25 protein-coding genes, 1 other RNA gene and 1 pseudogene are annotated in these 25500 nt (G+C 70.8%); 14 read left to right on the top strand and 13 right to left on the bottom strand.

Going from position 1 to position 25500, the window contains the following annotated elements:
• Positions 1 to 14 precede the first annotated feature (14 nt).
• The 5 genes from VGJ24_RS02290 (at position 15) to VGJ24_RS02270 (ending at position 4769) form a co-directional block, all read left to right on the top strand.
• Positions 15 to 1187: a PQQ-dependent sugar dehydrogenase gene (locus tag VGJ24_RS02290; RefSeq protein WP_331498862.1), complete on the top strand. Its 1173-nt coding sequence runs from the start codon at positions 15 to 17 to the stop codon at positions 1185 to 1187.
• Positions 1188 to 1268: 81 nt separating this feature from the next.
• On the top strand, positions 1269 to 2246 hold the full coding sequence (locus VGJ24_RS02285) for an ABC transporter ATP-binding protein (protein ID WP_331498860.1): 978 nt from the start codon (positions 1269 to 1271) through the stop codon (positions 2244 to 2246).
• Complete coding sequence (locus VGJ24_RS02280; protein ID WP_331498859.1) at positions 2243 to 3028, top strand: ABC transporter permease; 786 nt, start codon at positions 2243 to 2245, stop codon at positions 3026 to 3028. Before VGJ24_RS02285 ends, VGJ24_RS02280 begins: the two co-directional genes overlap by 4 nt.
• A 23-nt stretch (positions 3029 to 3051) precedes the next feature.
• Entirely contained in the window at positions 3052 to 4164 is a 1113-nt protein-coding gene (locus VGJ24_RS02275; protein WP_331498858.1) for a sensor histidine kinase, read from the top strand.
• Positions 4161 to 4769, top strand: a complete 609-nt coding sequence (locus tag VGJ24_RS02270; RefSeq protein ID WP_331498856.1) for a response regulator transcription factor — start codon at positions 4161 to 4163, stop codon at positions 4767 to 4769. Before VGJ24_RS02275 ends, VGJ24_RS02270 begins: the two co-directional genes overlap by 4 nt.
• 71 nt (positions 4770 to 4840) lie before the next feature.
• Here the strand turns inward: VGJ24_RS02270 and VGJ24_RS02265 are convergent, their stop codons facing one another.
• Both VGJ24_RS02265 and VGJ24_RS02260 read right to left on the bottom strand, forming a co-directional pair.
• Positions 4841 to 5140, bottom strand: a complete 300-nt coding sequence (locus VGJ24_RS02265; RefSeq protein ID WP_331498854.1) for a hypothetical protein — start codon at positions 5138 to 5140, stop codon at positions 4841 to 4843.
• Entirely contained in the window at positions 5137 to 5352 is a 216-nt protein-coding gene (locus VGJ24_RS02260; RefSeq protein WP_331498853.1) for a hypothetical protein, read from the bottom strand. Before VGJ24_RS02260 ends, VGJ24_RS02265 begins: the two co-directional genes overlap by 4 nt.
• 47 nt (positions 5353 to 5399) lie before the next feature.
• On the opposite strand from VGJ24_RS02260, the gene map reads away from it, so the two are divergent.
• The 3 genes from map to rnpB all read left to right on the top strand — a co-directional run bounded on the left by map (position 5400) and on the right by rnpB (position 9344).
• Positions 5400 to 6254 carry a type I methionyl aminopeptidase gene (gene map / locus VGJ24_RS02255; protein ID WP_331498852.1) on the top strand — a complete coding sequence of 285 codons (855 nt, stop codon included), beginning with the start codon at positions 5400 to 5402 and terminating at the stop codon, positions 6252 to 6254.
• A gap of 308 nt (positions 6255 to 6562) precedes the next feature.
• Positions 6563 to 8839: a M4 family metallopeptidase gene (locus VGJ24_RS02250; protein ID WP_331498851.1), complete on the top strand. Its 2277-nt coding sequence runs from the start codon at positions 6563 to 6565 to the stop codon at positions 8837 to 8839.
• Positions 8840 to 8971: 132 nt separating this feature from the next.
• Positions 8972 to 9344, top strand: an RNA gene (gene rnpB, locus VGJ24_RS02245) — RNase P RNA component class A.
• A 101-nt stretch (positions 9345 to 9445) separates the two neighbouring features.
• Here rnpB and VGJ24_RS19585 read toward each other — a convergent pair.
• From VGJ24_RS19585 to VGJ24_RS02230, 4 genes and pseudogenes are all read right to left on the bottom strand, one after another.
• A pseudogene (locus tag VGJ24_RS19585) lies at positions 9446 to 9736 on the bottom strand (MmcQ/YjbR family DNA-binding protein); the annotation flags it as partial.
• 58 nt (positions 9737 to 9794) lie between these two features.
• Positions 9795 to 10421, bottom strand: a complete 627-nt coding sequence (locus VGJ24_RS02240) for a hypothetical protein (protein ID WP_331498850.1) — start codon at positions 10419 to 10421, stop codon at positions 9795 to 9797.
• Between the two features lie 7 nt (positions 10422 to 10428).
• A complete protein-coding gene (locus VGJ24_RS02235; RefSeq protein WP_331498849.1) occupies positions 10429 to 11253 on the bottom strand; it encodes a hypothetical protein in 825 nt (274 codons plus the stop codon).
• Between the two features lie 124 nt (positions 11254 to 11377).
• Positions 11378 to 11953, bottom strand: a complete 576-nt coding sequence (locus VGJ24_RS02230; protein ID WP_331498848.1) for a sortase — start codon at positions 11951 to 11953, stop codon at positions 11378 to 11380.
• A 270-nt stretch (positions 11954 to 12223) separates the two neighbouring features.
• Here VGJ24_RS02230 and VGJ24_RS02225 point away from each other — a divergent pair, with 270 nt between their 5' ends.
• Positions 12224 to 12487 carry a hypothetical protein gene (locus tag VGJ24_RS02225; RefSeq protein WP_331498846.1) on the top strand — a complete coding sequence of 88 codons (264 nt, stop codon included), beginning with the start codon at positions 12224 to 12226 and terminating at the stop codon, positions 12485 to 12487.
• Positions 12488 to 12758: 271 nt separating this feature from the next.
• Here VGJ24_RS02225 and VGJ24_RS02220 read toward each other — a convergent pair whose 3' ends face one another.
• Entirely contained in the window at positions 12759 to 13331 is a 573-nt protein-coding gene (locus VGJ24_RS02220; RefSeq protein WP_331498845.1) for a cupin domain-containing protein, read from the bottom strand.
• Between the two features lie 141 nt (positions 13332 to 13472).
• Between VGJ24_RS02220 and VGJ24_RS02215 the strand changes: the two genes are divergently transcribed.
• From VGJ24_RS02215 to codA, 4 genes are read left to right on the top strand one after another with little or no spacing between them, the layout of a single operon-like run.
• Entirely contained in the window at positions 13473 to 14906 is a 1434-nt protein-coding gene (locus VGJ24_RS02215; RefSeq protein ID WP_331498844.1) for a cytosine permease, read from the top strand.
• Positions 14906 to 15814 carry a polysaccharide deacetylase gene (locus tag VGJ24_RS02210; protein WP_331498843.1) on the top strand — a complete coding sequence of 303 codons (909 nt, stop codon included), beginning with the start codon at positions 14906 to 14908 and terminating at the stop codon, positions 15812 to 15814. Before VGJ24_RS02215 ends, VGJ24_RS02210 begins: the two co-directional genes overlap by 1 nt.
• Positions 15815 to 15821: 7 nt before the next feature.
• The gene (gene speB, locus VGJ24_RS02205) at positions 15822 to 16778 is read left to right on the top strand and encodes an agmatinase (RefSeq protein WP_331498841.1); all 957 of its coding nucleotides are present in this window, start codon (positions 15822 to 15824) and stop codon (positions 16776 to 16778) included.
• Complete coding sequence (codA, locus tag VGJ24_RS02200; protein ID WP_331498840.1) at positions 16775 to 18088, top strand: cytosine deaminase; 1314 nt, start codon at positions 16775 to 16777, stop codon at positions 18086 to 18088. Before speB ends, codA begins: the two co-directional genes overlap by 4 nt.
• On the opposite strand, the gene VGJ24_RS02195 is transcribed toward codA, so the two are convergent.
• Both VGJ24_RS02195 and VGJ24_RS02190 read right to left on the bottom strand, forming a co-directional pair.
• Entirely contained in the window at positions 18060 to 18263 is a 204-nt protein-coding gene (locus tag VGJ24_RS02195; RefSeq protein WP_331498839.1) for a hypothetical protein, read from the bottom strand. The two genes, codA and VGJ24_RS02195, sit on opposite strands and share 29 nt — an antisense overlap.
• A gap of 174 nt (positions 18264 to 18437) precedes the next feature.
• Entirely contained in the window at positions 18438 to 19883 is a 1446-nt protein-coding gene (locus VGJ24_RS02190) for an RNB domain-containing ribonuclease (RefSeq protein ID WP_331498838.1), read from the bottom strand.
• Between the two features lie 42 nt (positions 19884 to 19925).
• Here VGJ24_RS02190 and VGJ24_RS02185 point away from each other — a divergent pair, with 42 nt between their 5' ends.
• A complete protein-coding gene (locus VGJ24_RS02185) occupies positions 19926 to 20696 on the top strand; it encodes a peroxide stress protein YaaA (RefSeq protein ID WP_331498837.1) in 771 nt (256 codons plus the stop codon).
• A gap of 5 nt (positions 20697 to 20701) precedes the next feature.
• On the opposite strand, the gene VGJ24_RS02180 is transcribed toward VGJ24_RS02185, so the two are convergent.
• From VGJ24_RS02180 to VGJ24_RS02165, 4 genes are read right to left on the bottom strand one after another with little or no spacing between them, the layout of a single operon-like run.
• Complete coding sequence (locus VGJ24_RS02180) at positions 20702 to 21958, bottom strand: bifunctional RNase H/acid phosphatase (RefSeq protein WP_331498835.1); 1257 nt, start codon at positions 21956 to 21958, stop codon at positions 20702 to 20704.
• 7 nt (positions 21959 to 21965) lie between these two features.
• On the bottom strand, positions 21966 to 22709 hold the full coding sequence (locus VGJ24_RS02175) for a zinc ribbon domain-containing protein (protein ID WP_331498834.1): 744 nt from the start codon (positions 22707 to 22709) through the stop codon (positions 21966 to 21968).
• Positions 22710 to 22749: 40 nt separating this feature from the next.
• The gene (locus tag VGJ24_RS02170) at positions 22750 to 23865 is read right to left on the bottom strand and encodes a Nif3-like dinuclear metal center hexameric protein (RefSeq protein ID WP_331498833.1); all 1116 of its coding nucleotides are present in this window, start codon (positions 23863 to 23865) and stop codon (positions 22750 to 22752) included.
• Between the two features lie 9 nt (positions 23866 to 23874).
• Complete coding sequence (locus VGJ24_RS02165) at positions 23875 to 25404, bottom strand: AMP-binding protein (protein WP_331498832.1); 1530 nt, start codon at positions 25402 to 25404, stop codon at positions 23875 to 23877.
• Positions 25405 to 25500 lie beyond the last annotated feature (96 nt).

Below are 25500 nucleotides of genomic sequence, written 5' to 3'. Positions count from 1 at the left end.
GCGTACCCTGGGGCATGCGCCGCGCGATCCTGGCCACCCTCCCCCTCACGCTGGCCGGCGCTCTCACGGCCTGTGACGACAACGACCGGGCCGACTCGATCGGCCCCGCGGCACCGGCGCGCGGCGTCCCGGACCTCCGGGTGAAGACCGTCGTCGGCGGTCTCGACCATCCGTGGGACGTCGCGTCGATCGGCCACGGCCGACTGCTGGTGACCGAGCGCGACCGGGCGCGTCTCTCCCTGGTCAAGAACGGACGACGCCACACCATCGACTTCCCGAGTCGCAGGGTCTGGGTGTCCGGTGAGACCGGCCTGCTCGGCATGGCGGTCGACCCCGACTTCTCCCAGAACCACCGCCTCTACATCTGCCAGGGCGGCACGCTGGCGAGCGGCGGCCACGACGTACACGTCACCGCCTGGCGGCTGAACGTCGCCGACCGGAAGGTGAAGCGGATCAAGACTCTCGTCGGCGGTTTCCCCACCAGCAGCGGCCGGCACGGCGGCTGCCGCCTGCTGGTCACCCGGAGTGGCGCTCTCCTCGTCGGCACCGGCGACGCCGCCATCGGTACGAACCCACGCAACCTCGGGTCGTTCGGCGGCAAGACCCTCCGGCTCGACCGGTTCAGCGGCAAGCCGTGGCCCGGCAACCGCTGGGGTCACGCGCACAACCAGGCCAAGCGCTACATCCACACGTGGGGCCACCGGAACGTCCAGGGGTTGAGCCAGCGGACCGACGGCACGTTGTGGTCGGTCGAGCACGGCCCGGACCGCGACGACGAGGTCAACCTCCTGCGCAACGGCGCGGACTACGGCTGGAACCCGGTGCCCGGCTACAACGAGTCGGTCCCGATGACCGACCGGTCGCTGCCGGGCCCCCAGGTAGCGGCGCGGTGGTCGTCCGGCTTCCCCACCCTGGCCACGAGCGGCGCCGACTGGGTGCCTACGGGGCGCGCCTCGGGATGGGGCTCCTACCGTGGCGCCTTGGCCGTGGCGGCGCTCAAGGCGTCGCGACTGCTGTTCCTGTGGTTCGACCACTCGGGTCACCTCCGGTGGGTGAGGGTGCCGAGCGCACTGACCCACGCCGGCCGGCTTCGTGCGGTCACCACCGCCCCCAACGGCGACCTGCTGGTGACCACCGACAACGGCAGTGGTCGGGACAAGGTGCTCAGGATCAGTCCCCACGCCTAGGTTCGAGACCTGACAAACGTCACGGCCAAGTCGTGATGGCTGTGTGAGGGCTCGCGGCGCCCGCTCGGCCAGTCTTGAGCCATGACACAGACCAGCCTCTCGGGAACGCCCGGCACCACCGCCGAGGACGTGCCCGCCGTCCAGATCGCCGGGGTCACCAAGGACTTCGGCTCCGTCCACGCCGTCCGCGGGATCGACCTGACTCTCGAGCAGGGCGAGATCGTGGCCTTCCTCGGCCCGAACGGCGCCGGCAAGACCAGCACCATCGACATGGTCCTCGGGCTCTCGCACCCGACCACCGGTTCGGTCGAGGTGCTCGGCCTCCAGCCGCGCCAGGCCATCGCCCGCGGCCTCGTCTCGGCCGTCATGCAGACCGGTGGCCTGTTGAAGGACCTCACCGTCCGCGAGACCGTGCAGTACACCGCGAGCCTGTTCGCCGACACGACGCCCGTCGAAGAGGTCCTCCGGCGGGCCGGCATCGAGCACATCGCGGACCGCAAGGTCGGCAAGTCCTCCGGCGGCGAGCAGCAACGGCTGCGGTTCGCGATGGCCCTGCTGCCGGACCCGGCCCTGCTCCTGCTCGACGAGCCGACCACCGGCATGGACGTCGAGGGCCGGCGCGCCTTCTGGTCGGCCATCCGCAGCGATGCCGAGAAGGGCCGCACCGTCCTCTTCGCGACGCACTACCTCGAGGAGGCCGACCAGTACGCCGACCGGATCGTGCTGATCAGCCACGGCCGGATCGTCGCGGACGGAACCGGCAGCCAGATCAAGGCCCTGGCCGCGGGCCGCACCGTGCGGGCCACGCTCCCGGGTGCCGATCCGCGCCGTCTCTCCGGGCTGGCCGGGGTCGAGAGCGTCGACGTGCGCGGCGACGCCGTCTACATCCACGCGAAGGACACCGACGAGATCGCGCGCTACCTCCTCACCGAGACCGGCGCGCACGACCTCGAGATCACCGCCCGGGGGCTCGAGGACGCGTTCCTCAGCCTCACCGGCGACGACCGCGACACCACTCCCACCGCGACCGCCACAGCTGACCAAGGAGTCTCGGCATGACCACGCAGACCATCGACCCGACCGTCCGCCGGGTCCCGCCCCTCGGTGGCTTCAACCTGACCGTGCTCGGGATCGAGCTCAGGCGGATGCTCCGCAACCGGCGGACCATCATCTTCACGCTGATCCTGCCCGCGGCGCTGCTGCTCAGCTTCGGCGGCCAGAAGGGATGGGACGACCCGTCCGGCTCGGGCAACGTGGCGGCGTACATCCTGATCTCGATGGCCCTGTACGGCGCGGCCCTCACGGCAGCCGCGGGCGGCTCGATGGTCGCCCTGGAGCGGTCGCTCGGGTGGTCGCGGCAGCTGCGGCTGACGCCGCTCAACCCTGTCGTCTACATCGTGACGAAGGCCCTGGTCGCCCTCGTCATGGGTGCCCTCGCGATCACGGCGGTCAACGTCGTCGGCGTCCTGCAGGGCAAGGCCGAGATGCCCACGTACGTCTGGATCCTCACGCCGTTGCTGACCCTGGCGTGCACCCTCACCTTCGCCGCGCTCGGCGTCTTCATCGGGTACGTCGTGCCCGGCGAGAACGCGATGCAGATCCTCGGCCCCGGGCTTGCGTTGCTGTCCTTCCTGGGGGGCGTGTTCATCCCGCTCGACCAGTACAGCGACGTGGTGCGCCACATCGCCTACTGGACCCCGATGTACGGCGTCGCCGAGATCGCCCGCTCGCTACTGACGCAGGAGCTGCCCTGGTACGCCGTCGTCAACGCGGTCGGCTGGTTCGCGATCTTCGTGGCGGGCGCCGCCTGGCGGATGAGCAAGGACACGGCCCGCGTGTGACTAGCCTGACTGGCGTGTCGGCCATGAGCACCACCCCCGTCGACGCGGACCGGCCCACCGGTCCGCGTCGGTGGGGGCTGATGTTCGCCGCGATCTGGCTGTTCTACCTGCTCTCCCCCCTGGCCGCGGCGTGGGACCGGCAGGACCTACGCGGCTGGATCGGGGTCGTGGCCACGCTGGTGTTCGCCGCGATCTACCTGACGGTCTTCGTGGCGATGCGCTGGCGGCGTACCGGGATGCCGTTCCGGTCACCGCTGCGCGCCTCACAGGGACTCGCGGTCGTGCTCGCGTTGATCGTCCTGGCGGTCATCATGAGCGCGACGATCGGGCAGAAGGGCGATGCCGCGGCCGTCTACATCGCGGTGGCCTGCGTGATGTGCCTACAGACCCGCTGGGCGTGGCTGGTGTCGATCGTCGTGGCGCTCTCGGCGTACGCCGCGACCGTGTGGGTGCCCGGTTGGCACCGCGACGAGGGCATCCTCTTTGGCACGCTGGTCGCGACCCTGGCTATCTGGGGCATCTCGCAGTCCATCAACCGCAACACCGAGGTGCTGGCCGTCCGCGAGGAGAACGCCCGGCTGGCCCTGGACGACGAGCGCAACCGGTTCGCCCGCGACCTGCACGACATCCTCGGCCACTCCCTGACCGTGATCACGGTGAAGGCCGAGCTGGCCAACCGGCTCATCGACGTGGACGCCGACCGCGCACGGGCCGAGCTGGCCGACCTCGAGCGGCTCTCGCGCGACGCGCTGTCCGACGTACGACGCGCGGTCGAGGGGTACCGCGAGCTGACGCTCCCCGGCGAGCTCTCCCGCGCGCGGGTGGCTCTGTCCGCGGCCGAGATCACCGCCGAGCTCCCGAACACGACGGACGACATCCCGAGTGACCGGCGCGAGCTCTTCGCGTGGGCGGTGCGCGAGGGCATCACCAACGTCATCCGGCACAGCGGCGCCCGACGTTGCACCGTGGTCCTCCGCGAGCACGAGGTCGAGGTCCGCGACGACGGACGCGGCGCGGAGGCCGCCGGTGTCGGCAACGGCCTGACCGGTCTCCGCGAACGCGCGGCCGCCCTCGGTGGCACGGTCGTCACCCAGTCGCTGAGCCCGGGCTTCTCGCTCAGGGTCGTCGTCCCGTGACGATCCGGATCCTCCTGGCCGATGACCAGGCGCTCGTGCGCGGCGCCCTCTCGGCCTTGCTGAGCCTCGAGCCCGACCTCGAGGTCGTCGCCGAGGTCGCCTCCGGCGACGCGGTCGTCCCGGCCGTGCTCGAACACCGGCCCGACGTCGCGCTCCTCGACGTTGAGATGCCGGGCCTCGACGGGATCAGCGCGGCCGCCGAGGTACGACGGGTCTCACCGTCCACGCGGGTGCTGATCGTCACGACGTTCGGCCGCCCCGGGTTCCTGCGTCGGGCGATGCAGTCCGGTGCGGACGGGTTCATCGTGAAGGACACACCTGCGGCCCAGCTCGCCGACGCCGTACGCCGGGTGCACCAAGGGTTGCGCGTCGTCGACCCGGCGTTGGCCATGGACAGCCTCACCATCGGTGATTCGCCCCTGACCGAGCGCGAGACCGACGTCCTCCGGGCCGCCGCCGACGGCGCCGCCGTGGCCACGATCGCCGGTCGGGTCCATCTCTCCCAGGGGACCGTCCGCAACCACCTGTCCTCGGCCATCGGCAAGACCGGCGCCGCGAACCGCTCCGAGGCCGTCCAGATCGCCACCTCCCACGGGTGGCTCTAGGCGATAGTACGTATCAATCCGCGGGTGGCCCGGGTGCGGCGACCGGCCTTTTGATACGTACTATCCGAGGCTCACCGGGTCGCGAGGTTGACGCCGACGACGACCACGATCCAGAGCACGACCCCGACGACAGCCAGCCACGGGAGCCGGCGCGGGTGCGGCGTCCACCAGGCGCACGCCACGACGAAGAGCGCCACCCAGGCCAGCACGAGCAGGGCGACCCCCCACCACGGCAGCACGACCGTGCTGCCGAGATCGAGGAACAGCACGCATGCCAGGCCGATCATCCCGGCGAACGGCAGCGGCGAGAGCCGTGGCGGAGCGGGCGGCTGGGTGGGGCGCGACGGCTGCCGCGGAGCTGCCGGCGTCACTCCGGGCGACGGCGCTTCGGGAGCCCGGCCCAGTCGGTCTCGTCGCTCCACTCCGGGTCGTTGTCCCACTCCTCGTTGCGCTCCTGCGCCTTCTCCAGCGCCCGCTCCGCCTCGGCCACGGAGTCGTAGGGCCCCAATCGATCGATCGGCGGGCAGATGTCGGGGCCCGTCTCGACCGCATGGTGCTTGACGCAGAACCAGTACTTGGCCATGGACAGGAGCCTACGACCGACTGGTCGAGCGTCCGTAGACTCGACCCATGTCCACGACCGCGATCGCCCCGGCCACGATCTCGCCGCGTCGCTCCGTGCCGGAGTCCATCGCCCGACCGGAGTACGTCGACAAGCCCGCGCCCGCGCCGTTCACCGGCAACGAGGTCAAGGACGCCGAGACGATCGAGAAGATCCGGATCGCCTGCCGGCTGGCCGCGCAGGCACGCGACGTGGTCGGCGAGCACGTCGCTCCCGGCGTCACTACCGACGAGCTCGACCGGGTCGGCCACGAGTACCTCTGCGACCACGGCGCCTACCCGTCGACCCTCGGCTACAAGGGCTTCCCGAAGTCGCTGTGTACGAGCGTCAACGAGGTCGTCTGCCATGGCATCCCGGACGCCCGCGTGCTCGAGGACGGCGACATCGTCAACATCGACATCACCGCCTATCTCAACGGCGTGCACGGAGACACCAACGCCACGTTCCTCGCCGGCGACGTCGACGAGGAGACCCGCCTGCTCGTCGAGCGCACCCGCGAGGCGCTCGAGCGGGCGATCAGGGCCGTCAAGCCCGGACGCCGTGTCAACGTCGTCGGTCGCGTGATCGAGGCCTACGCCAGGAGGTTCGGGTACGGCGTGGTGCGCGAGTTCACCGGCCACGGCATCGGCACGTCGTTCCACAGCGGCCTGGTCATCCCCCACTACGACGACCCCCGCTTCGACGACGAGATCCGGCCGGGGATGACCTTCACGATCGAGCCGATGCTCAACCTGGGCACGCACGAGTGGGTGATGTGGGACGACGGCTGGACCGTCGTCACCGCCGACGGGCGGCCCAGCGCCCAGTTCGAACACACCCTGCTGGTGACCAACGACGGCGCCGAGATCCTGACCCTGCCGTAGCTTTTCCGTCGGCCCTGGGTCGCCCCGCGGACTCTTTCGTCGTCGCCCGGTCCCTTGGACCGTTCATCCCGCGCCGTACGGCGCAGACCCGAGGCGCGGCGGCTTCCTGCTCATCTTCGTGCAATGCACAAACCTGCAGATCGGGACTCGTTGACCCCCCTCCCGGCGAGGGCCACTGTTCGCAACGGTCGCCCCGCACCCCGGGGCGACCGTGGGCCCGGCCGTCACCCGGTCGAGCCATCGCTGACGGCATCCGCCCCCCGAGCGGAACCGTCCGGAAGGGCCACGGCCCGGATCCAGGAGACAGCATGAGCAGGAGTCATCTCGGCGGGCTCGCGGCCGCTGCGTTGGTGGGGGCGGCACTCGCCGCGGTCCCCCACGGCGCGAACGCTGCCGCCCCGACGCACGGGCAGAGCGCGCGTGCTCTGGCGGCCCAGTCGGCACGCCAGCTGGTGGCCAGCAAGCCGCCGGCACTCAAGGTCAGCGCGCACGACGCGTTCCAGGCCAAGCCCGTCGTGTCCTCGCACGGCATCCAGTACGCGCCGTACGACCGCACCTATCGCGGCCTGCCGGTCGTGGGCGGCGACTTCGTCGTCGTCACGAACTCCGACGGCCAGATCCTCGGCACCTCCGTGGCTCAGTCCCACCAGGTCCACCTCCGCTCCGTCGAGCCCACCCTCGGCAAGGCCGCGGCGGTGCGCACGGCGCGGCGCCAGGTCCCGAACGTCACCGGCAACACCCCGGCCCACCTCGTCGTCTGGCAGCACAACGCCACGTCCCGGCTCGGCTGGGAGACGCGGGTCACCGGGCACCGAGGCGTTGAGCCCTCGATCAAGGACGTCGTCGTCAACGCCCGCAGCGGCAAGGTCCTGCAGGCCCGTGAGCGCGTCGCCGACGGCACCGGAAACTCCGCCTGGGACGGCAGCAGCCTGACGATCCCGACGACGCACTCGGGATCGACGTACTCCATGACCGACCCGAACCACCCGTCGATCTCGTGCCAGAACGCGTCGAACAACACGACGTTCACTGGCCCGGACGACAACTGGGGCACCGGCGTCAAGACCGACCGCGAGACGGCATGTGTGGATGCGATGTACGTCGAGAACGTCGAGAACAACATGCTCTCGACGTGGGACGGCCGCAACGGCCTGAACGGTTCCGGCGGCGGCTGGCCGATCCGCATCGGCCTCGACGACGAGAACGCCTACTACGACGGCACCCAGGTCCAGATCGGCCACAACACCCAGGGCCAGTGGATCCCGGTGCTCGACGTGCTCGGCCATGAGCAGGGTCACGGCGTCGACGACCACACCCCGGGCGGCATCTCGGGCAACGGCACCCAGGAGTTCGTCGCCGACACGTTCGGCGCCGCGACCGAGTGGTACGCCAACAACCCGATCGACACCCCGGACTTCACGGTCGGCGAGACGGTCAACCTGGTCGGCTCGGGCCCGATCCGCTACATGTACAACCCCTCGCTCGCCGGTGACGACAACTGCTACTCGTCGTCCATCCCGAACGAGGAGGTCCACGCGGCGGCCGGTCCGGGCAACCACTGGTTCTACCTGCTGGCCGAGGGCACCAGCCCGACCAACGGGCAGCCGACCAGCCCGACCTGCAACAGCTCGTCAGTGACCGGGGTCGGCATCCAGAAGGCCGAGCAGATCATGTACAACGCGATGCAGATGAAGACCAGCTCGTCGTCGTACCTGAAGTACCGCACCTGGACGCTGACCGCGGCGAAGAACCTCGACGCGACCTGCGGGCTGTTCAACGCCACCAAGGCCGCGTGGAACGCCGTGTCGGTGCCGGCCCAGTCCGGCGACCCGACCTGCACCGGTGGTGGCGGCACCAACACCGTCACCGTGAACAACCCGGGCAACCAGGCCGGCACGGTCGGCACGGCCGCGTCTCTGCAGATGACCGGCACCGACTCGCAGTCCGGCCAGACGCTGACCTGGTCGGCGACCGGTCTGCCCGCGGGTCTGTCGATCAACTCCTCGACCGGCCTGATCACCGGGACGCCCACCACGGCTGCGACGTACAACCCGACGGTCAAGGCGACGGACACGACCGGCGCCTTCGGGTCGATCGGGTTCACGTGGACGATCGGCGGCGGTGGTGGCGGTGGCTGCTCCGGCCAGAGGCTGGGCAACCCCGGCTTCGAGTCCGGCAACACCGTGTGGGCCACGACGTCCGGTGTCATCGACAGCTCGACCGGTGAGCCGGCTCGCTCCGGCAGCTGGAAGGCCTGGCTGGACGGCTACGGGACCACCCACACCGACACGCTGTCGCAGTCGGTGGCGATCCCGGCGGGCTGTCACGCATCGCTGTCGTTCTACCTGCACGTCGACACCGCGGAGACGACGGGCACCACGGCGTACGACAAGCTGACGCTCACCACGAACGGCGCCTCCAAGGCGACGTTCAGCAACCTCAACCACAACACGGGGTACGCCGTGCACACCTACGACCTGTCGTCGTACGCGGGCACGACGGTGACGATCAAGTGGACCGGGACCGAGGACGTCTCGCTGGCCAGCAACTTCGTCATCGACGACACCTCGCTGAACCTCAGCTGATGCTCGGGATCGGCTGACCCGACGCCCTCGGGCGTCACATCTGGAACGCCGGGTCGACCACCCTCACCGGGTCGGCCCGGCGTTCCGCCATTTCCCGGGCACATCCCGATGGCCCTACGATGTCGGCGCGGAGGGGTTGGTCGGGCGGCCGCGGCGTACTGCTTACGTCGAGGAAGGTCCGGGCTCCCCAGGGCAGGGCGGTGGGCAACACCCACCCGGAGCAATCCGCGGGACAGTGCCACAGAGAACAGACCGCCGTGGTCTTCGGACCGCGGTAAGGGTGAAACGGTGGTGCAAGAGACCACCAGCGGCCCGGGCGACCGGACCGGCTTGGCAAACCCCGCCCGGAGCAAGGTCGAACAGCGCACGTCCGAGGGCTGCCCGCCCGAGTGCGCGGGTGGACCGCACGAGACCATCGGCAACGGTGGTCCGAGATGGATGGCCGCCGAACGGGACGCCGCGAGGCACCCGGGAACAGAACCCGGCCTACAGACCAGCCCCTCCGCCATCGCGGCGTCCCCGGCACCGTTCAGATGCCGATGCCGCCGCGAGCCGCAACTGGTCGCGCACGGCTCGGGTGAGGCCGGCGACCACGAGGTCGTAGGAGTCCTCGATCAGGCCGCGGACCACGTCGTCCTCCATGGATCCGTCGAGGTCGACCGAGTTCCAGTGCCGCTTGTCCTGGTGGTATCCCGGGCGGATGCCGGGGTACGCCGTGCGCAGCTCGAGAGCGCGGGCCGGATCGCACTTGAGGTTGACGACGGGGTCGTCCTCGAGGTTCACCAGGGCGAACATCTTCCCGCCGACCTTGCAGACGGCCACGCCGTCTCCGAAGGGATAGGTCTCCTGTGCCCCGGGAAGACCGAGACAGAAGGCGAGGACGTCGTCGCGGTTCATGGTGTCGACGACCCTAGGCCGGGAAATCCCGGCCCCGTCACCTGCGGCCCACGTGGTCTCAGACCGCGACGCTCACCGGGAGGGTCGCGACCCAGGTGAGAGCGGCGACCAGGACGGCACATCCCGCCACCGTCAGCACCCAGCGCAGGCGACGGTTCCGCAGCCTCGTGCTCATCCCGGCGAAGAACAGCACCACAGCGTAGAGCACGACGGTCAGCACGTAGTTGCTGGACCGCTGGATGTCGAGACGCACCTCCGCAGCCGACGCCTCGGCGGAGGCGTCGAGCCGCGCCGCCTCGTCTCGGGAGGCGACCTGGTACTCGTCCATGGCGAACGGCGTCGGCGGCGCATCGGCGTTCGTGAACGGCCTGGTCGCCATCCACGCCTCGAACGCCGGCCGGAACTCGTCGCGGAAGCGCTCCACGAAGAAGTCGGCGCGCTTGCGGTCCCCCTGCCCGTGCGCGTCGGCCCACGCGATGAAGGTGGCGACATCGACCTGCGTCTGGGACTGGGACAGGCCCTGGGCCCGCGCGGCATCGATCCGGATGGCGTTGGTGCGCCCCGCCGCGGCCGCCTGCTCGCCGTTCCACCGGGTGGCCTGGTAGCTGCTCCACGACGTGCCAAGCGCGGCCACCACCAGCAGCACGGTGACCAGTAGCTCCTGCCAGGACCGGCTCTCGGTCACCGGTTCGCTAGCGGACATTCCCGTCCTCGTCACAGGGAGGCGTCACCGTGAGTCCGGCCACCCCGACCTCCGTGTCGATCAGTCGGATGGTTCGCTCCATCGCCGTGGGCTGAAGCCTGCCCACCCCTGCGCCGTGCGGGTGGTTGAAGAACACCAGGAGCATCAGGAGGAGCGTGATCACGACCGTCACGCTGCCGATGAGCATGCCCTGCGTGACGGCGCCCTCTGCCGGGTCGGCGAAGAACAACAGATAGCCGAAGATGACACCGGAGATCACGAAGAGGACCACCCACAGGGGCGCCGGGATGATCCCTTCCGCGCCGTGCACCCGCGCGATCCGCGCCTGCTCACGATCCGAGGTCTGGTCCATCCAGCGGTCGTAGGCGGACTGCTCCGTCGCCGTCCGTGGGTGGACCTGCGAGATCGTCTTGAACATCGCGGCACCCCACGGGTTGATCTGGTCGCCCAGGGTTCCGTCGCCTTGGGCGTTCCACTCCGTCCCCGCCACCGAACGGGCGTAGCAGGTCAGCTCCCCGGTGAGCCTCGTCGGTGAGTCCCCGGGGAGGAACTGAGCCGTCTGGACCTGTTGCGCCACGATGGTCGCCTCCTCCTCGGCGCCCGACCGCGAGGCGTCGTACGACGTGAACCCCAGGAAGATGATGAACCCGAGCAGCACCGAGAAACCCGTGGCCAGAACCCCGAACACTCCCGAGGCACGATCACCGTCGGTGAAGTAGCTGCCCTCCGGTGCGCGTCGACGCACCAACAGCATCGATGAGACGGTCAGGGCGGTGACGACGATCATCACGGCAAGGCCGACGAGAAGGTTCACGCGGGCCCTATCCCCTCGCTCCGGCGTTGTCGGAACCCAACCCTCCGGCGATCTGGACGACCTAGCGTCATCCTGGTCGGATGAGTGTCATCGCGCAGCAGGCGCTTCCGACGTGGGAGACCCGCTAGATCGACACGGTCCGCACGAGCACGCCGATCTTGTCGAGGCGGTGCTCGGGGTTGTGGAGCTCGTCGACCCAGTAGTTGCCAGCGGCATGGTCCTCCCACGTCGCGCAGGTGGACAGGGTGAGGAACGCCCGCCTGGGCGGCGCACCCGGACGGCCCGGCACCGCGGCAGTGATCTGGTAGTTGCCGAGCCCACCCGGGCCGACGCCTCCGTGGGCACCGAACGGACTCGCTGCCGCGCCGCCGTCCTGGATGAGGGTGCCGTGCGCGTCGTCGGTCCGGCCGCGATAGGGCACGACAGCCAGGTCATGGAGTCCCAGGGCAGGGATGGTCAGCGTCGCCGGCCGTGGTCGCCCGTCGCTGACCGTGACCCGAGAGACCTTCGTCTCGACGGCATCGCGCACCGACGGAGGTGCGGACGGCGCACGCGGCGACGACTGTGCCGGCCGCTGTGCCGGCCGCTGTGCCGGCTGTGGGGCCGACTCCTTCGACCGGCTGGAGGCTTCACCACAGGAGACCAGCAACGCCGCCGCCATCACCAGGGCGGCGGTCGTCGGGAGCGCGCCGGCTGCCATCTCCCCACCGTACGACGGTCACGGTACGACGACGCGACCCTGTCGACGAGCCCTGGCGAGACCGGCACTCACGGCGAGCTGGACGCGAGCGACGAGGGCGGTGCGGACGACGAGGGCGGTGCGGACGACGACGGCGGTGCGGACGACGACGGCGGGGCGGACGACGACGGCGGGGCGGACGACGACGACGGCGGGGACGAGTACGGCAGCCCAGAGGGGAAGGGCAGCCCGGACGGGAAGGGCAGCTCGGACGGGGATGGACTTGTGGACGTGGATGGCGCCGCGGACGTGGAGGGAGCCGCGGACGGGAAGGGCATCAGGGACTGGAAGGGCACGAGGGACGAGAAGGGCGCCGTCGACGACGGCCCCGCGGACGACAAGGGCACCGCGGAGGCGCACCAGGGCACGCCGTACGCCAGCCAGATCCGGCTCGCGGGCAGCGACATCTTGCCCATCCGGAACATGCTCGTGGAGTGCCCGTGCGGGCGCCGTGCCTGGTCCGGTTCGATGCAGCGCCGCACCTGGTCCGGCTGAACCTGCTGCTGCAGGGAGGGGGTAGCGGAGGACAGCGCACCGCTGAGACCTGCCTGATCGGGGCCGCTGCTCGGGCCGGAAGCCCGCACCACCAGCAGCCAGCCGATGACCATCAGCATGGTCACGATCGCGATACCGCCTACCAACGACGCCACATCTCGGTCATCCACGCGTTCATCCCCCCGGAGAACGTCAAAGGGTCGCGCCCCAGTGTGCCCCTGTTGGGCCCGGGCGGCCACCCAGAGAAACCAACGTTTCGCCGACGGACCCGTCAGTAGCTGGCCGGGGTGATGATCCAGAGCACCCGCGACGGCTCGGTGGACGGGTTGCGCCAACGATGGGGGGTACGGCAGTCGAAGGTGGCGGAGTCGCCGACGTCCAGGTGGTGGCGGTCGGTAGCGAGCCAGAGCTCGAGCTCGCCCTCGAGCACGAGCACGCACTCCTCCTCGCCGGCGTGGGTGTGCAGCCGGCCGCTGCTCCCCCCGCCGGGCTCGACGAGTGACTCGAGGATCTCCAGCCGGGTCGCCCAGCCCGGCGTCACCTGCGAGTCGAAGACGCCGCGGCTGCGCATCAGGTGGCGCTGGGCGCGGCGTACGACGGGGGTCGCGACGCCCGGGGCGTCCTGGAAGAGCGTCGCCATCGTCTCCCCCATCGCCGAGACCAGGCGGGCGAGGGTGGCGACGGTCGGGCTGATCCGGCCGTTCTCGAGGCGGCTGAGGTACGCCGCGGACACCCCGGCGCGCTCTGCCACCTGGCGCGCCGACAGCGCCTTCAGCTCCCGGAGCTGACGCAGTCGCGGGCCCACCTCACCGTCGGGCGGCGCGGACTGCGGCTCGACCGACATGACCATCCTCCCCGGGACCGGCAGATCGGCACGGCGCACGGACGTGACGACGTTGACTGATGCGACAACATACCTTGACAGATGATGCAAGGCGGGAATTGACTGCCCGGCAGCCGAACACCCGTCAGACCCGGAGGAACCGTGTCGATCAACGCCGATGAGCTCGGTGTCACCGAAGCCGTCGAACACACCCTCGTCCCCATCCCGGAGAACGCTCGGACCTCCACCGTCGCCCACCAGTTCTGGATCTGGATGGGCGCCAACATCGCCCCGATCAACTGGGTGCTCGGCGCCCTGGGCATCTACCTCGGCCTGAGCCTGTGGCAGACGGTCGGGGTCCTGGTCATCGGCAACCTGATCGGGATGGCGGTCTTCGGCTTCTTCGTGCTGATGGGCCAGCAGACCGCGGTCAGCCAGATGGTGCTCTCGCGCGCGGCGTTCGGCAGGCGCGGCGCCTACCTTCCCGCCGCCCTCCAGGGCCTGCTGGCCATCGGCTGGTGCGCCATCAACACCTGGATCATCCTCGACCTGGTCGTCGCGCTCTTCGACAAGATCGGCATCCACGGCGGCGACGGGCTCAAGATCACGGTCGCGATCGTGATCATGGCGATCCAGGTCTGGCTGGCCGCGATCGGCTTCCGGGCGATCGCCCGCTTCGAGCGCTGGACGGTGCCGATCACGATCCTCGTGCTGCTGGCGATGACGATCGTGGCCTGGACGTCCGACACGACCAACGTCGACTGGGGCTACGCCGGCGCCGGGCTGCACGGCAAGGCGCTGTGGAGCTCGCTGACCACCCTGATGACCGCGATCGGCATCGGGTGGGGCATCACCTGGTTCGCGTACGCGTCGGACTACTCGCGCTTCGTCTCGCGGAGTGTGTCGCGCCGCAAGCTCTACCTCGGCAGCGTGCTCGGCCAGTTCATCCCGACCGTCTGGCTCGGCATCTTCGGCGCCACCCTGGCCACCGTCTCGCAGGACATCGACCCCGGTCAGCTCGTCGTCAATGCGTTCGGCGGCCTGGCGATCCCCGTGCTCCTGCTGGTGCTCCACGGGCCGATCGCCACGAACGTGCTCAACATCTACTCGTGCGGCCTGTGCGCGCAGACCCTCGACTGGAACATCGACCGACGTCGGCTGTCGTACGGCGTGGGCGTCCTCGCCACGATCTTCACGATCTACCTGATCCTCAACGGCGACTTCGCGACGAACCTCGACGGCTGGCTCGCCGGGCTTGTCACCTGGGTGGCGCCGTGGGGCGCGATCATGCTCGTGTACTACTACGGCATCGCCAAGCAGCAGATCGACGTCAACGCCCTCTTCGAGCCACCGGGCTCTCCCCACGTCCCGGACGTGATCTGGGAGGCGATCATCCCGTTCCTGCTCGGCATGGTGGCGACCTGGATGTTCGAGTACGGCATCCCGTCCTATCTCCAGGGTCCGGCCGCCAAGCACCTCGGTGGCATCGACCTGTCCTGGCTGGCGGGTGCGATCGTGGCCGGCTTCCTCTCCTACGTCGCACTGTCGCGTCGTACTGCCCCCGCGACGCCCGCCCTCGGCGCCGAAAGCGCGTGATGCCGGGTCCCGACGAGGAGCAGACCCACGACGTGACCCAGCCGGCCGGACCGGTCGCCTGGCCGGACGGCGGACGCGCCGCGGCGTTCCTCGGCTTCGACATGGACGCCGAGGACGTCGCGCTCACCGTCGACCCCGAGAGCCGAAACCGGCTCTCGGCGATGTCTCACCAGGCGTACGGGCCGTTGACCGGGATGCCGCGAGTCCTCGACCTGTTGACGCGGCACGACCTGCGCGCGACGTTCTTCTGCCCGGGCTACACCGCCGAGCGCTACCCCGACCTGCTCCGGCGGGTGCGCGACGAGGGCCACGAGATCGCCCACCACGGCTACCTCCACGAGGCCATCGCCGGGATGACCCGGCAGCAGGAGGCCGACGTGCTCGACCGCGGCCTCGACGCGCTCGAGCGGGTCGTCGGGGTCAGGCCGGTGGGGTACCGCGCCCCCATGTGGGAGACGACGTACGCCAGCGCCGAGCTGCTGCTCGACCGCGGGTTCGTCTACGACTCCAGCCTGATGGACTCCGACCTTCCCTACGAGTTGGCCGAGCGCCCGGGCGCCGGCGCGAGGAGCATCGTCGAGATCCCGGTCGCGTGGGCGCTCGACGACTGGGAGCAGTTCGCGTTCGTGCCCGACCTGTTCGGCCCCGGAGTCATCGAGGACCCCGCGAAGGCGCTCGCGTTGTGGACCGGCGAGCTGACCGAGGCACACCGGCACGGCTCGTGCTTCACTTTGACCATCCACCCCTTCCTGAGCGGGCGCCTCGGCCGCCTCCGGGCGCTCGAGACCCTGATCGAGACCATGGCCGGCCTGTCCGGACTCTGGTTCGCCACCGGCCGCGAGATCGCCGAGCACGTCCGCTCGCTCGCGCTGACCCCCCGCGTCTTCCCCCAGCCGGAGATCCGATGAGCACCCCATGACCGACACACCTCTCGGACCCGTCGACGGCACCCAGGTGCCGCGGTACGCCGGTGCCTCGACGTTCGCCCGCCTCCCCCGGATCGACGAGGTCGGCCGCTTCGACGTCGCGCTGCTCGGCGCGCCGTTCGACGGCGGCGTCTCGTTCCGCCCCGGCGCCCGCTTCGGTCCGAGCGCGATCCGACAGGCGTCCCGGCACCTCCGGCCGGCGTACAACCCGGCCCAGGACGTCTCGCCGTACGCCGTGCTGCAGGCGGTCGATGCCGGGGACGTGCCGTGCAACCCGTTCGACATCGACGCCGCCCTCCAACAGGTCGACGACGGCGTCCACGAGCTGCTCGCGTCCGAGGGGCGCCCGGTCATGCTGGGCGGCGACCACACCATCGCCCTCGGTGGCCTGCGCGCCGTCGCCCGCAAGCACGGTCCGGTCGCGCTGATCCACTTCGACGCGCACCTCGACACCTGGAACAGCTACTTCGGGGCGGACCGCACCCACGGCACGATCTTCCGGCGCGCGCACGAGGAGGGACTGCTGATCCAGGACGCCGGCAGCCATGTCGGCATCCGCGGCCCGCTCTACAGTGCGCAGGACCTCGTCGACGACGCCCGGTTCGGCTTCGAGATCATCCGGGCCGACGACATCGACCGGCTCGGCGTGGCCGAGGTCGCCGAGCGGGTACGACGTCGCGTCGGAGACAACCCGATCTACCTCTCCATCGACATCGACGTCCTGGATCCGGCGTTCGCACCCGGCACCGGAACGCCGGAGATGGGAGGTCTGACCTCGCGCGAGCTGCTTGCGCTGGTGCGCGCCCTGCCCCGCGAGCAGATCGTCGCCTCCGACCTGGTCGAGGTCAGCCCGGCCTACGACCACGCCGAGATCACGTCGCTGGCCGCGGCGACGCTCGGGTTCGAGATCTGTTGCCTCATGGCACGTCCGGAGAGCGGCTCGTGATCGACCTGCTGGTCCGAGACGTCCGGGTCCGCGACGAGGAGACCGGCGAGCTCTCGGCCGTCGACCTCCACGTCGACGGCGGCCGGATCGTCGGCGCTACCCCCGTCGCCGACGATCCGGTCGAGGCCCGGGAGGTCATCGCGGGCGGCGGCGCCTGGGCGACCCCGCCGTTCGTCGAGCCGCACGTGCACCTCGATGCGGCGCTCACCGCCGGTCAGCCGCGCTGGAACAAGAGCGGCACGCTATGGGAGGGCATCGCCTGCTGGGCCGAGCGCAAGCCGATGCTCACCCGCGAGGACGTGATCGAACGGGCCGAGCAGACCCTGCGCTGGTACGCCGCGAACGGCACCCTCCACGTCCGCAGCCACGTCGACGTCACCGACCCGTCACTGGTCGCGCTCGACGCACTCCTCGAGGTCCGCGACCGGGTCCGCGACGTGGTGAACCTGCAGCTGGTGGCCTTCCCCCAGGAGGGCATCTGCTCGTTCCCGGGCGGCGAGGAGCTGCTGACCGAGTCGGCCCGGCGTGGCGTCGACGTGATCGGTGCGATCCCGCACTTCGAGGACACCCGGGAGGACGGCGTGCGCTCGGTGGAGATCGCCGTCGACCTCGCCGACCGGCACGGCCTGCGCGTCGACGCCCACTGCGACGAGATCGATGACGAGCAGTCGCGGTTCGTCGAGGTGCTCGCCACGCGGGCGGCCAGGTCGGGCCTGCGCGAGCGGGTGACCGCCAGCCACACGACGGCCATGGGCTCGTACAACCCGGCGTACAGCTACAAGCTGCACCGGATCATCGCCCGGTCCGGCATCAACATGGTCTGCAACCCGATGGTGAGCCTGCACCTGCAGGGCCGCTTCGACGACTACCCGAAGCGCCGCGGGCTGACCCAGGTCAAGGAGCTGCTGGCCGCCGGGGTCAACGTCGCCTTCGGGCACGACGACGTGATGGACCCGTGGTACCCGCTCGGCACCGCCAACTCGCTCCAGGTCGCCCATGTCGGCACCCACGCCACGCAGCTGCTCTCGCGCGACGAGATCGAGGAGGCTTTCGGGATGGTCACCTCGCGCGCGGCCGCCGTGCTCGGGCTCGGCGATGCGTACGGCGTCCGCGCCGGCGCGCCGGCGAGCTTCCTGCTGCTGCCCGCGGTCGACGGGTACGACGCGGTGCGGCGCCAGGTGCGCCCCACCCACGTCGTCGCACACGGCCGGGTCGTCGCCACCACTCCGGCACCGGTCACCACCCTGAGCTGGCCCGGTGAGGAGCCGGCCGCGGTGACGTTCACACCCCGCCAGCCGCCTCCGAGCTGACCACCGACGGCTGGTCCGGCCACGCGACGGCGTACGACGGCGCGCCCCCGCGGCAGATCCGCGCGTCGCGCAGCAGCTCGCGCACGATGCCGGGGCAGCGGCCGTTGCCGCCACAGACAGACCGCCCCACCGGCAGCGCGAGGCGCGCGGGTGGGGCGGTCGTCTTGAGGGCCACAGTCTTGGGGGGTGTCTGGGCCCATCGTCGGGCGCTCCCGGTGGTCCGGCGAGGGGGGGATTGCCGGTCGGTCGCAACCCGACGAAGTCTCAACAGAAGGTTAAGCGCATTCGTCGCTCAGCGCGAAATCCTCGGCAACTTCGCGGTGTGGGACCTCGCTCACACGCGCCCGGGTCAGTCGATCTGGAAGACGACCGACCTGGAGTCGATGTCGGCCTGGGTCAGCCGCACCTCGGCCTCGGTGCCCAGGGGCAGCGCGGCGGAGGAGGTCACGCGCGCCTCGACGGCGGGGTCCTGGATCGTGATCCTGCCGCGGGTGTCGTCCTTCTCGTCGACGTCCGTGACGACCCCTTCGAAGGTCTCTCCCACCCGCTGATGCAGGATCCCGGCCTCGACCAGGCCGAGCACCATGGCTTCGTACTGGGCGGCTCGGCGTCCGGCGTCCTTCATCACGTCGGGGATCTCCGACAGCGTGGCGAGAACCCATGTCGGGACGTCGGTGCCGGCGCACAGCGCCACGCAGATCTCGCCGGCGTACCGATCACCGAGCCGGCGCAGGGGGGCGGTCACGTGGGCGTACTCCGAGGCGAGTGCCGCGTGGATCGGGTCGGCCGGCATCTCGCCGTCGAACGCGACGTACCCACTGCCGCGCAGGAGCCTGGCACAGGCCGTGATCATCGCGGCTTCGGCGGGCTTGCGGGAGTCGAGGTTGCGGATGAAGTCGGGGTACAGCTGCTCGGCGGGCCAGTCGATGTGGAGCGCCCGCGCGACGCGGTGCAGGCGCTGCAAGTCGTGCTGGCGCGGCGGAGGCAGCGTGCGCAGCAGGCCGACGCGTGCGTAGACCATCAGGGACGCCGCGGCGAAGCCGGTCAGCATCGAGATCTGGGCGTTCCACGTCTCGGCCGGGATCATCGAACGGAACTCCAGCGACCACCGGTCTCCGGTGATCTCGACCTCCTGCTCGGGCAGTGGCAGCGAGATGCCGCCGCGCGCCGCCTCACGTTGCAGCCGGAGCTCGCCGACCTCCTTGAGCAGCAGCAGCACCTCGTCGGCCGTGCCGTCGTCGATGGCCTGCTGGACACCGACGTAGTCGAGCTTCGCCCGCGACCTGACCTGCGCGCGGCCGACGTGGACGTCGGTGCCCTCGCCGGTGTCGTCCACGTGGATCGTCCAGAGCAGGGCCGGCCTCACCTGATCGGGCAGCAGAGAGGCGGCGCCCTCCGAGAGGGACGTCGGGTGGAGCGGGATCTTGGAGTCGGCGCCGTACAACGTCTCGCCGCGTGCGTGGGAGGCGACGTCGACGGCGTCGCCGGATCGCACGAACGCCGCGACGTCGGCGATCGCGTAGTGCACGACGTAGCCCGAGCCCTCACGCTCGATGTGGAGCGCCTGGTCGAGATCCATCGACGACGCCGGGTCGATCGTCACGAACGGGATGTCGGTGCGGTCGAGATCGGGCAGCCGCGGCGCCGCTGCGGCCCGGCTCGCCGCCTCCTCGACCTCGGCCGGGAACGCCGGCGTCACCTCGAGCTCCGACTGGATCCGTGCGATCCCGTCGCGCAACGACTGCGCGGCGACCTCGTCTCGGGCGTGGACACGCACGACTCGGCTCGAGGACATGCCCCCACCCTAGTGATGAGGTTCGGGCGCTAGCCTCGCCGCGTGCTGATCCTGCTGCCGCCCAGCGAGGGCAAGGCCGAGCCGCAGCGGGGGAAGCCGATCGACCTCGGCGCCGGAGTCCTGGCGGACGCGCGTCGGGAGGTGCTCGAGGCCCTGGTCGGATTGTGCCGGGGCCCCGAGGACGAGGCGATCCGGGTGCTGGGGCTCAGCCCCGGCCAGGTCGACGACGTACGACGTAACGCGCGGCTCGGGGCGCTGCCGGCGGCACCCGCGGAACGGATCTACACCGGCGTCCTCTACGACGCCCTCGGCCTCACGGCCCTCGACGCCTCGGCCCATCGACGGGCCCTGGCCCGGGTGGCGATCGTGTCGTCGCTGTACGGGCTGGTCCGCCCGGGTGAGCGGATCGCGCCGTACCGGCTCGGGGGCGGCGTCACGCTGCCCGGGCTCGGCGGCGTGGCGGCGCACTGGCGGACCCATCTCGACCCGGTCGTGCGAGGGCGAGCCGGCAGCGGGCTCGTCGTCGACCTGCGCTCGACGACGTACGCGGCGTTCTGGCGGCCCGCACCCGACCTGGCCCGCCGGGTGGTCAGACTCCGGGTGCTGCACGAGATGAACGGCAGCCGCCAGGTGGTCAGCCATTTCAACAAGGCCACCAAGGGACGGTTGGTCCGCACCGTCCTCGAGAACGGCCGCGACGCGCGCACGGCGACGGCGCTCGCGACCCTGCTGGCCGACCTCGGCTGGATCGTCGAGACCGGGCCGGCGACCAGGACCGGCATCCGGCTCGACGTCGTCGTCAGCGAGCTCTGACGGGTTCACCAGCGCTGCGGGTCGAGCATCTGGCCGGCACCGGGTGGCTGGGCGTTGTAGAGCCGCATCGAGCCGCGGACGCCGTCGCTGCTCGGCTCGGGGAAGAACGACACGACGCTGACCGACGCGGTCGAGAGCTCCATCCGGAACAGCGCGGACAGCGGGGCATCGACGGCGTGGGCGACCAGGATCTTGATCGGCGTCACGTGGCTGACCACGACGACGGTCTTGCCGACGTACGTCTCGAGCACGCGCGACAGCGCATCCTCCACCCGCTTCTCGACCTCGCGGAACGTCTCACCACCACCGGGAGCGACGTCGAGGTGGCCGAGCCAGGCATCGATCTCGTCCGGGCGCCGGTCGCGGACCTCGGCGAACGTCATCCCGTCCCAGCTGCCGAACTCCATCTCCGCGAACCCGGGCTCCTCGACCAGGGCCGCCTCGAGGCGTTCGGCCACGATCTCGGCTGACTCGCGGGTCCGGCGTACGGGCGAGGTGACCACGACGTCGACCGCCTCGCCGATCGGAGCGAGCCAGTCGGCGACCTCGCGGACCTGGGCTCGGCCTTCGTCGGTGAGTCCGGGATTGCTGCCGGCGAGCCCGCCGGAGAACCGCTTCTCGGCCGTCAGCGACGTGGCGCCGTGCCGCACCAGGATCAGCGTCGTCACCGGCCCGCCGGGCGGTGACCAGCCGCGGTAGCCGGACACCTCGGTCTGGATCGACCGCTGCCCCTCGGGGCTCTGCGCCTCCTCGACCGCGGAGTCCGCCTCCTCGTCGGCCCCCGGGCGCGCGTGCTCACCGATGTGCCAGGTGATCCCGGTCCGCTTGCCGTCGAGCGCCTCGTTGGCCAGCCGGTCGGCGTGCTTGTTCTGCTCGCGCGGCACCCAGGTGTACGTCGTGCCGCCTCGCCTGCTGCTCGTCAGGCGGTTGGCCTCCATGGCCAGCGGCCGCATGTCGGGGTGCTTGATCTTCCAGTTGCCGCTCATCTGCTCGACGACCAGCTTGGAGTCCATCCGGACCTCGATGTCGGCATCGGGGGCGATCTCGGCGGCCATGGTGAGTCCGGCGATCAGTCCGCGGTACTCCGCCACGTTGTTGCTGGCCACCCCGAGGGTGGTGCCCTCCTCCGCGAGCACCTCACCGGTGTCGGCGTCCTTGACCAGCGCGCCGTACGCCGCCCTGCCGGGGTTGCCACGCGAGCCGCCGTCGGCCTCCACGATGACGCGCTTGATCCGGTCCCGCATCACATCGCCAGGAGCCAAGCGGTGCTCATAGACCGCTCTCGGAGGTGCGGACCAGGATCCGGCTGCACTCCTCGCACCGGATCACGTCGTCGTCCGCGGCCGCCCGGATCGTGGCCAGCTCGGCGTTGTCGAGGTCGAGCATGCAGCCGCTGCAGCTGCCGGCGCGCAGCAGGGCCGCGCCCACGCCGCCCTTGCTCTCGCGGAGCCGGTCGTACAGGGCGATCAGGTCGGCCGGGAGCTCCGCCGCGATCGGACCGCGCTGTGCGTCGAGCTCGCCGAGTGAGCCGTCGATCTCGGCCAGCTGGGCGTCGCGGGCGGACGTGGCCTCGGTGATCTGGGCGTCGGTGTCGGTGAGCTCGCCGGACAGCTTGTCGAGGGCGACCTGAGCCTCCTCGAGCCGCTCCATCACCTCGATCTCGTCGTCCTCCAGGGAGGTGATCCGCCGCTCGAGCGAGACCATCTCCTGCTGCATCCGCTGGATGTCCTTGGGGTTGCTCACCAGACCCTGGTCGATCCGCTGCTGGTCGCGCTCGCGGCGCGACTTGACCTGCTCGACGTCCGCGTCGACCTTGGTCTGCTCGACGGTGAGGTCGTCGACGGCGATCCGCGCGTCCTGGGCCTGGCCGTCGATCCGGCTCCTGCTCGCCGCGAGCTCGGTGAGGCGTGCGTGCTCGGGGAGGGACCGGCGCCGGTGGCGGAGCTGGTCGGCGCGAGCGTCCAGGTCCTGCAGGTCCAGCAGTCTCACCTGGGCGGACGGGTCGGCCTTCACGCGGGCTCCTGTGCTGTGAGGGGGGACGGTCGGGGGTGTCTCACCTGCGGGCCTGCCACACGTCGGTGCAGATCGTGCTCACCCGGACCTCCACCGTATCGCCCCACTCCTCGCCCAGCCGCCTGGCCAGCTCCGGCAGCCACGTCCACTCGGCAGCCCAGTGGCTCACGTCGAGCAGCGAGGGCCCGCCCGTCTCGAGGAACTCCCCCGCGACGTGATGGCGCAGGTCACTGGTCAGGTACACGTCGGCCCCGCTGGCCAGTGCCTCGGTGAGCAGGAAGTCGCCGGCTCCTCCGCAGACGGCCACTCGGCGTACGACGCGGTCGGGGTCACCGCCGACCAGCACGCCGCGGGCGGTCGGAGGCAGGATCCGGGCGACGTGGTCGGCGAACTCCCCGAGCGTCGTCTCGTCGACCTCCCCGACGCGGCCCGCGCCCGTGCTCGCGGTGCCGGCGTCGGCCAGCTCGATCACGTCGAAGGCGACCTCCTCGTAGGGGTGGGCCGCGAGCATCGCGCGTACGACGGCCGCGCGACGTGCCCGCGGCAGCACGGCCTCGATGCGCACCTCGGCCAGCTGCTCGAGCTCGCCGACCCGGCCGATCGCCGGCTGCGCCCCCTCGAGCGGACGGAAGCGGCCCTCGCCGGTGACCATCCACGAGCAGCTGTCGTAGTCGCCGATCCGGCCCGCGCCCGCCTCGGCGATCGCCTCGCGGATCGGGTCGGCGTCACCGGGCGGCGCGAACACGACGAGCTTGTCGAGCGGTCGGCCGCTCGGGTCGACCGGCCGGGCGTCGCGCAGCCCGAGCGCGCGGGCCAGCGCGTCGGAGACGCCGGGGTCGGCGTGGTCGGCGTTGGTGTGGGCGGTGAGGAGACCGCAGTGCGCCCGCGTCAGCGTGGCCAGGGTCCGGCCCTTGGCGGTCGACTCGGCGACTCCGTGTACGCCGCGCAGGAAGAGCGGGTGATGGGTGAGCAGCAGATCGGCCCCCCAGTCGGCCGCCTCACGGGCCGTCGGCAGCGCCGGGTCGACCGCCAGCACGATGCGACGTACGTCGGCGTCGGGGTCACCGGCGGTCAGTCCCACGGCGTCCCAGTCGTCGGCGGTCTCGGGCGGGTACCACCCGTGGACCAGGTCCACCACCTCACCCAGCGTCGGCACGTAGCGACACTAGTTGACCTGGCGCTCGCGGCCCTCCCAGTACGGCGCACGCAGCTTGAACTTCTGCAGCTTCCCGGTGGCCGTCCGGGCAAGGACGTCGCGGAACTCCACCGACGTGGGCGCCTTGTAACGGGCGACCTTGCCCTTCACGAAGTCGATCAGCTCCTGCTCGGTGAGCGCCGACCCCTCGGCCTTCACCACGAGCGCCTTGATCGTCTCGCCCCACTTCTCGTCGGGAACGCCGATCACGGCGACCTCCGCGACGTCCGGATGGCTGAAGATCGCGTCCTCGACCTCGATCGACGAGACGTTCTCGCCGCCGGTGATGATCACGTCCTTCTTGCGGTCCGCGATCACGAGGTAGCCGTCGCCGTCGATGAAGCCGCCGTCGCCGGTGTGGAACCAGCCGTCCGCGAGCGCTCGGGCGGACTCCTCCGGCTGCCGCCAGTACCCCTCGAGGCAGACGTTGGAACGGGCGAGCACCTCACCCTCGTCGTCGACCTCCAGGCTCACGCCGATGGCGGGGGTCCCGGCCCGCACCAGCTTGCGCGCGCGTTCCTCCGGGTCGAGGTCGTCCCACTCCGACCGCGACCGGTTCACCGTCAGCAGCGGCGAGGTCTCGGTGAGCCCGTAGATCTGCACGAACTCCCAGCCCAGCTCGGCCTCGACCCGCGCCACGGTCTTCGTCGGCGGCGGCGCACCGGCGACGATGATCCGGGTCCGGTCGCGGCCGGGGATCTCACCGTCCCAGTCGGGTGCCGCGGCGAGCACCGCAGCGACGACCGCCGGGGCCGCGCACATGACGGTGACGCCGTACTTCTCGACACGGCGCAGGATCTCAATGCCGTCGACCTTCCGCAGCGCGACCTGGGGTACACCGCAGCCCGTCATCGCGAACGGCATCCCCCAGCCGTTGGCGTGGAACATCGGCAGCGTGTGCAGGTAGACGTCGCGGTCGGTGACGCCGGCGTGCAGCGCGAACGTCACGGCGTTGGTCCAGATGTTGCGATGCGTGATCTGCACGCCTTTCGGTCGGGCGGTGGTGCCGGAGGTGTAGTTGATCGTCGCGGTCGCGTTCTCGTCGGGCTCCCAGGCCCGCGGCTCCACCCCCTCCAGGAAGAGGTCGTCGTCGTCACCGAGCACGAACACGTGCTCCGCCTCGAGTCCGGAGAGCGCGTCCTTCAGCTCCGGGTCGACGTACACGACCCGAGAGCCGGAGTGCTGGACGATGTACTGCACCTCGTCGAAGGAGAGCCGGAAGTTCACTGGCACCAGCACGCGGCCATAGCCGCAGACGCCCCAGAACGCCGTGAACAACCGGGCGCTGTTGTGCGACACGAACGCGACCCGGTCGCCCACGTCGAGTCCGAGTTGGTCGTGCCTGGCCGCCATCGCGGCCGCCAGTGCCTGGACGCGGTCGTAGCTCAGGTCGCCGAGCGAGTCCGCCGGCTGGTCCGGCTCGTCTGCGATGCCGATGCGGTCGGCGAAGACCGCCGTCGCGCGGTCCAGGAAGTCGTTGACACTGAACGGGACGATCATGCGAAGGAATCTATCCCCGGTACGTCGGTCCATGGTTGGCCCCATTGCCGAGCCGAAAACCCCTAGGTTAGCTTTGCCTAAGTTTGCGCCCGCTCC

This window comes from Nocardioides sp. (assembly GCF_036493135.1).
In the GTDB taxonomy this organism is placed as follows: Bacteria; Actinomycetota; Actinomycetes; order Propionibacteriales; family Nocardioidaceae; genus Nocardioides.
Note: the sequence above shows the minus strand (reverse complement) of the source record. Positions and strands in the feature narration are given on the sequence as shown.

What these genes read in the sequence shown, in the direction of transcription:
- VGJ24_RS02290 (WP_331498862.1), top strand. Translation starts at nt 15, where the DNA reads ATGCGCCGCGCGATCCTGGCCACCCTCCCCCTCACGCTGGCCGGCGCT.
- VGJ24_RS02285 (WP_331498860.1), top strand. Translation starts at nt 1,269, where the DNA reads ATGACACAGACCAGCCTCTCGGGAACGCCCGGCACCACCGCCGAGGAC.
- VGJ24_RS02280 (WP_331498859.1), top strand. Translation starts at nt 2,243, where the DNA reads ATGACCACGCAGACCATCGACCCGACCGTCCGCCGGGTCCCGCCCCTC.
- VGJ24_RS02275 (WP_331498858.1), top strand. Translation starts at nt 3,052, where the DNA reads ATGAGCACCACCCCCGTCGACGCGGACCGGCCCACCGGTCCGCGTCGG.
- VGJ24_RS02260 (WP_331498853.1), bottom strand. Translation starts at nt 5,352, where the DNA reads ATGGCCAAGTACTGGTTCTGCGTCAAGCACCATGCGGTCGAGACGGGC.
- map (WP_331498852.1), top strand. Translation starts at nt 5,400, where the DNA reads ATGTCCACGACCGCGATCGCCCCGGCCACGATCTCGCCGCGTCGCTCC.
- VGJ24_RS02250 (WP_331498851.1), top strand. Translation starts at nt 6,563, where the DNA reads ATGAGCAGGAGTCATCTCGGCGGGCTCGCGGCCGCTGCGTTGGTGGGG.
- VGJ24_RS02230 (WP_331498848.1), bottom strand. Translation starts at nt 11,953, where the DNA reads ATGGCAGCCGGCGCGCTCCCGACGACCGCCGCCCTGGTGATGGCGGCG.
- VGJ24_RS02220 (WP_331498845.1), bottom strand. Translation starts at nt 13,331, where the DNA reads ATGTCGGTCGAGCCGCAGTCCGCGCCGCCCGACGGTGAGGTGGGCCCG.
- VGJ24_RS02210 (WP_331498843.1), top strand. Translation starts at nt 14,906, where the DNA reads ATGCCGGGTCCCGACGAGGAGCAGACCCACGACGTGACCCAGCCGGCC.
- speB (WP_331498841.1), top strand. Translation starts at nt 15,822, where the DNA reads ATGACCGACACACCTCTCGGACCCGTCGACGGCACCCAGGTGCCGCGG.
- VGJ24_RS02190 (WP_331498838.1), bottom strand. Translation starts at nt 19,883, where the DNA reads ATGTCCTCGAGCCGAGTCGTGCGTGTCCACGCCCGAGACGAGGTCGCC.
- VGJ24_RS02165 (WP_331498832.1), bottom strand. Translation starts at nt 25,404, where the DNA reads ATGATCGTCCCGTTCAGTGTCAACGACTTCCTGGACCGCGCGACGGCG.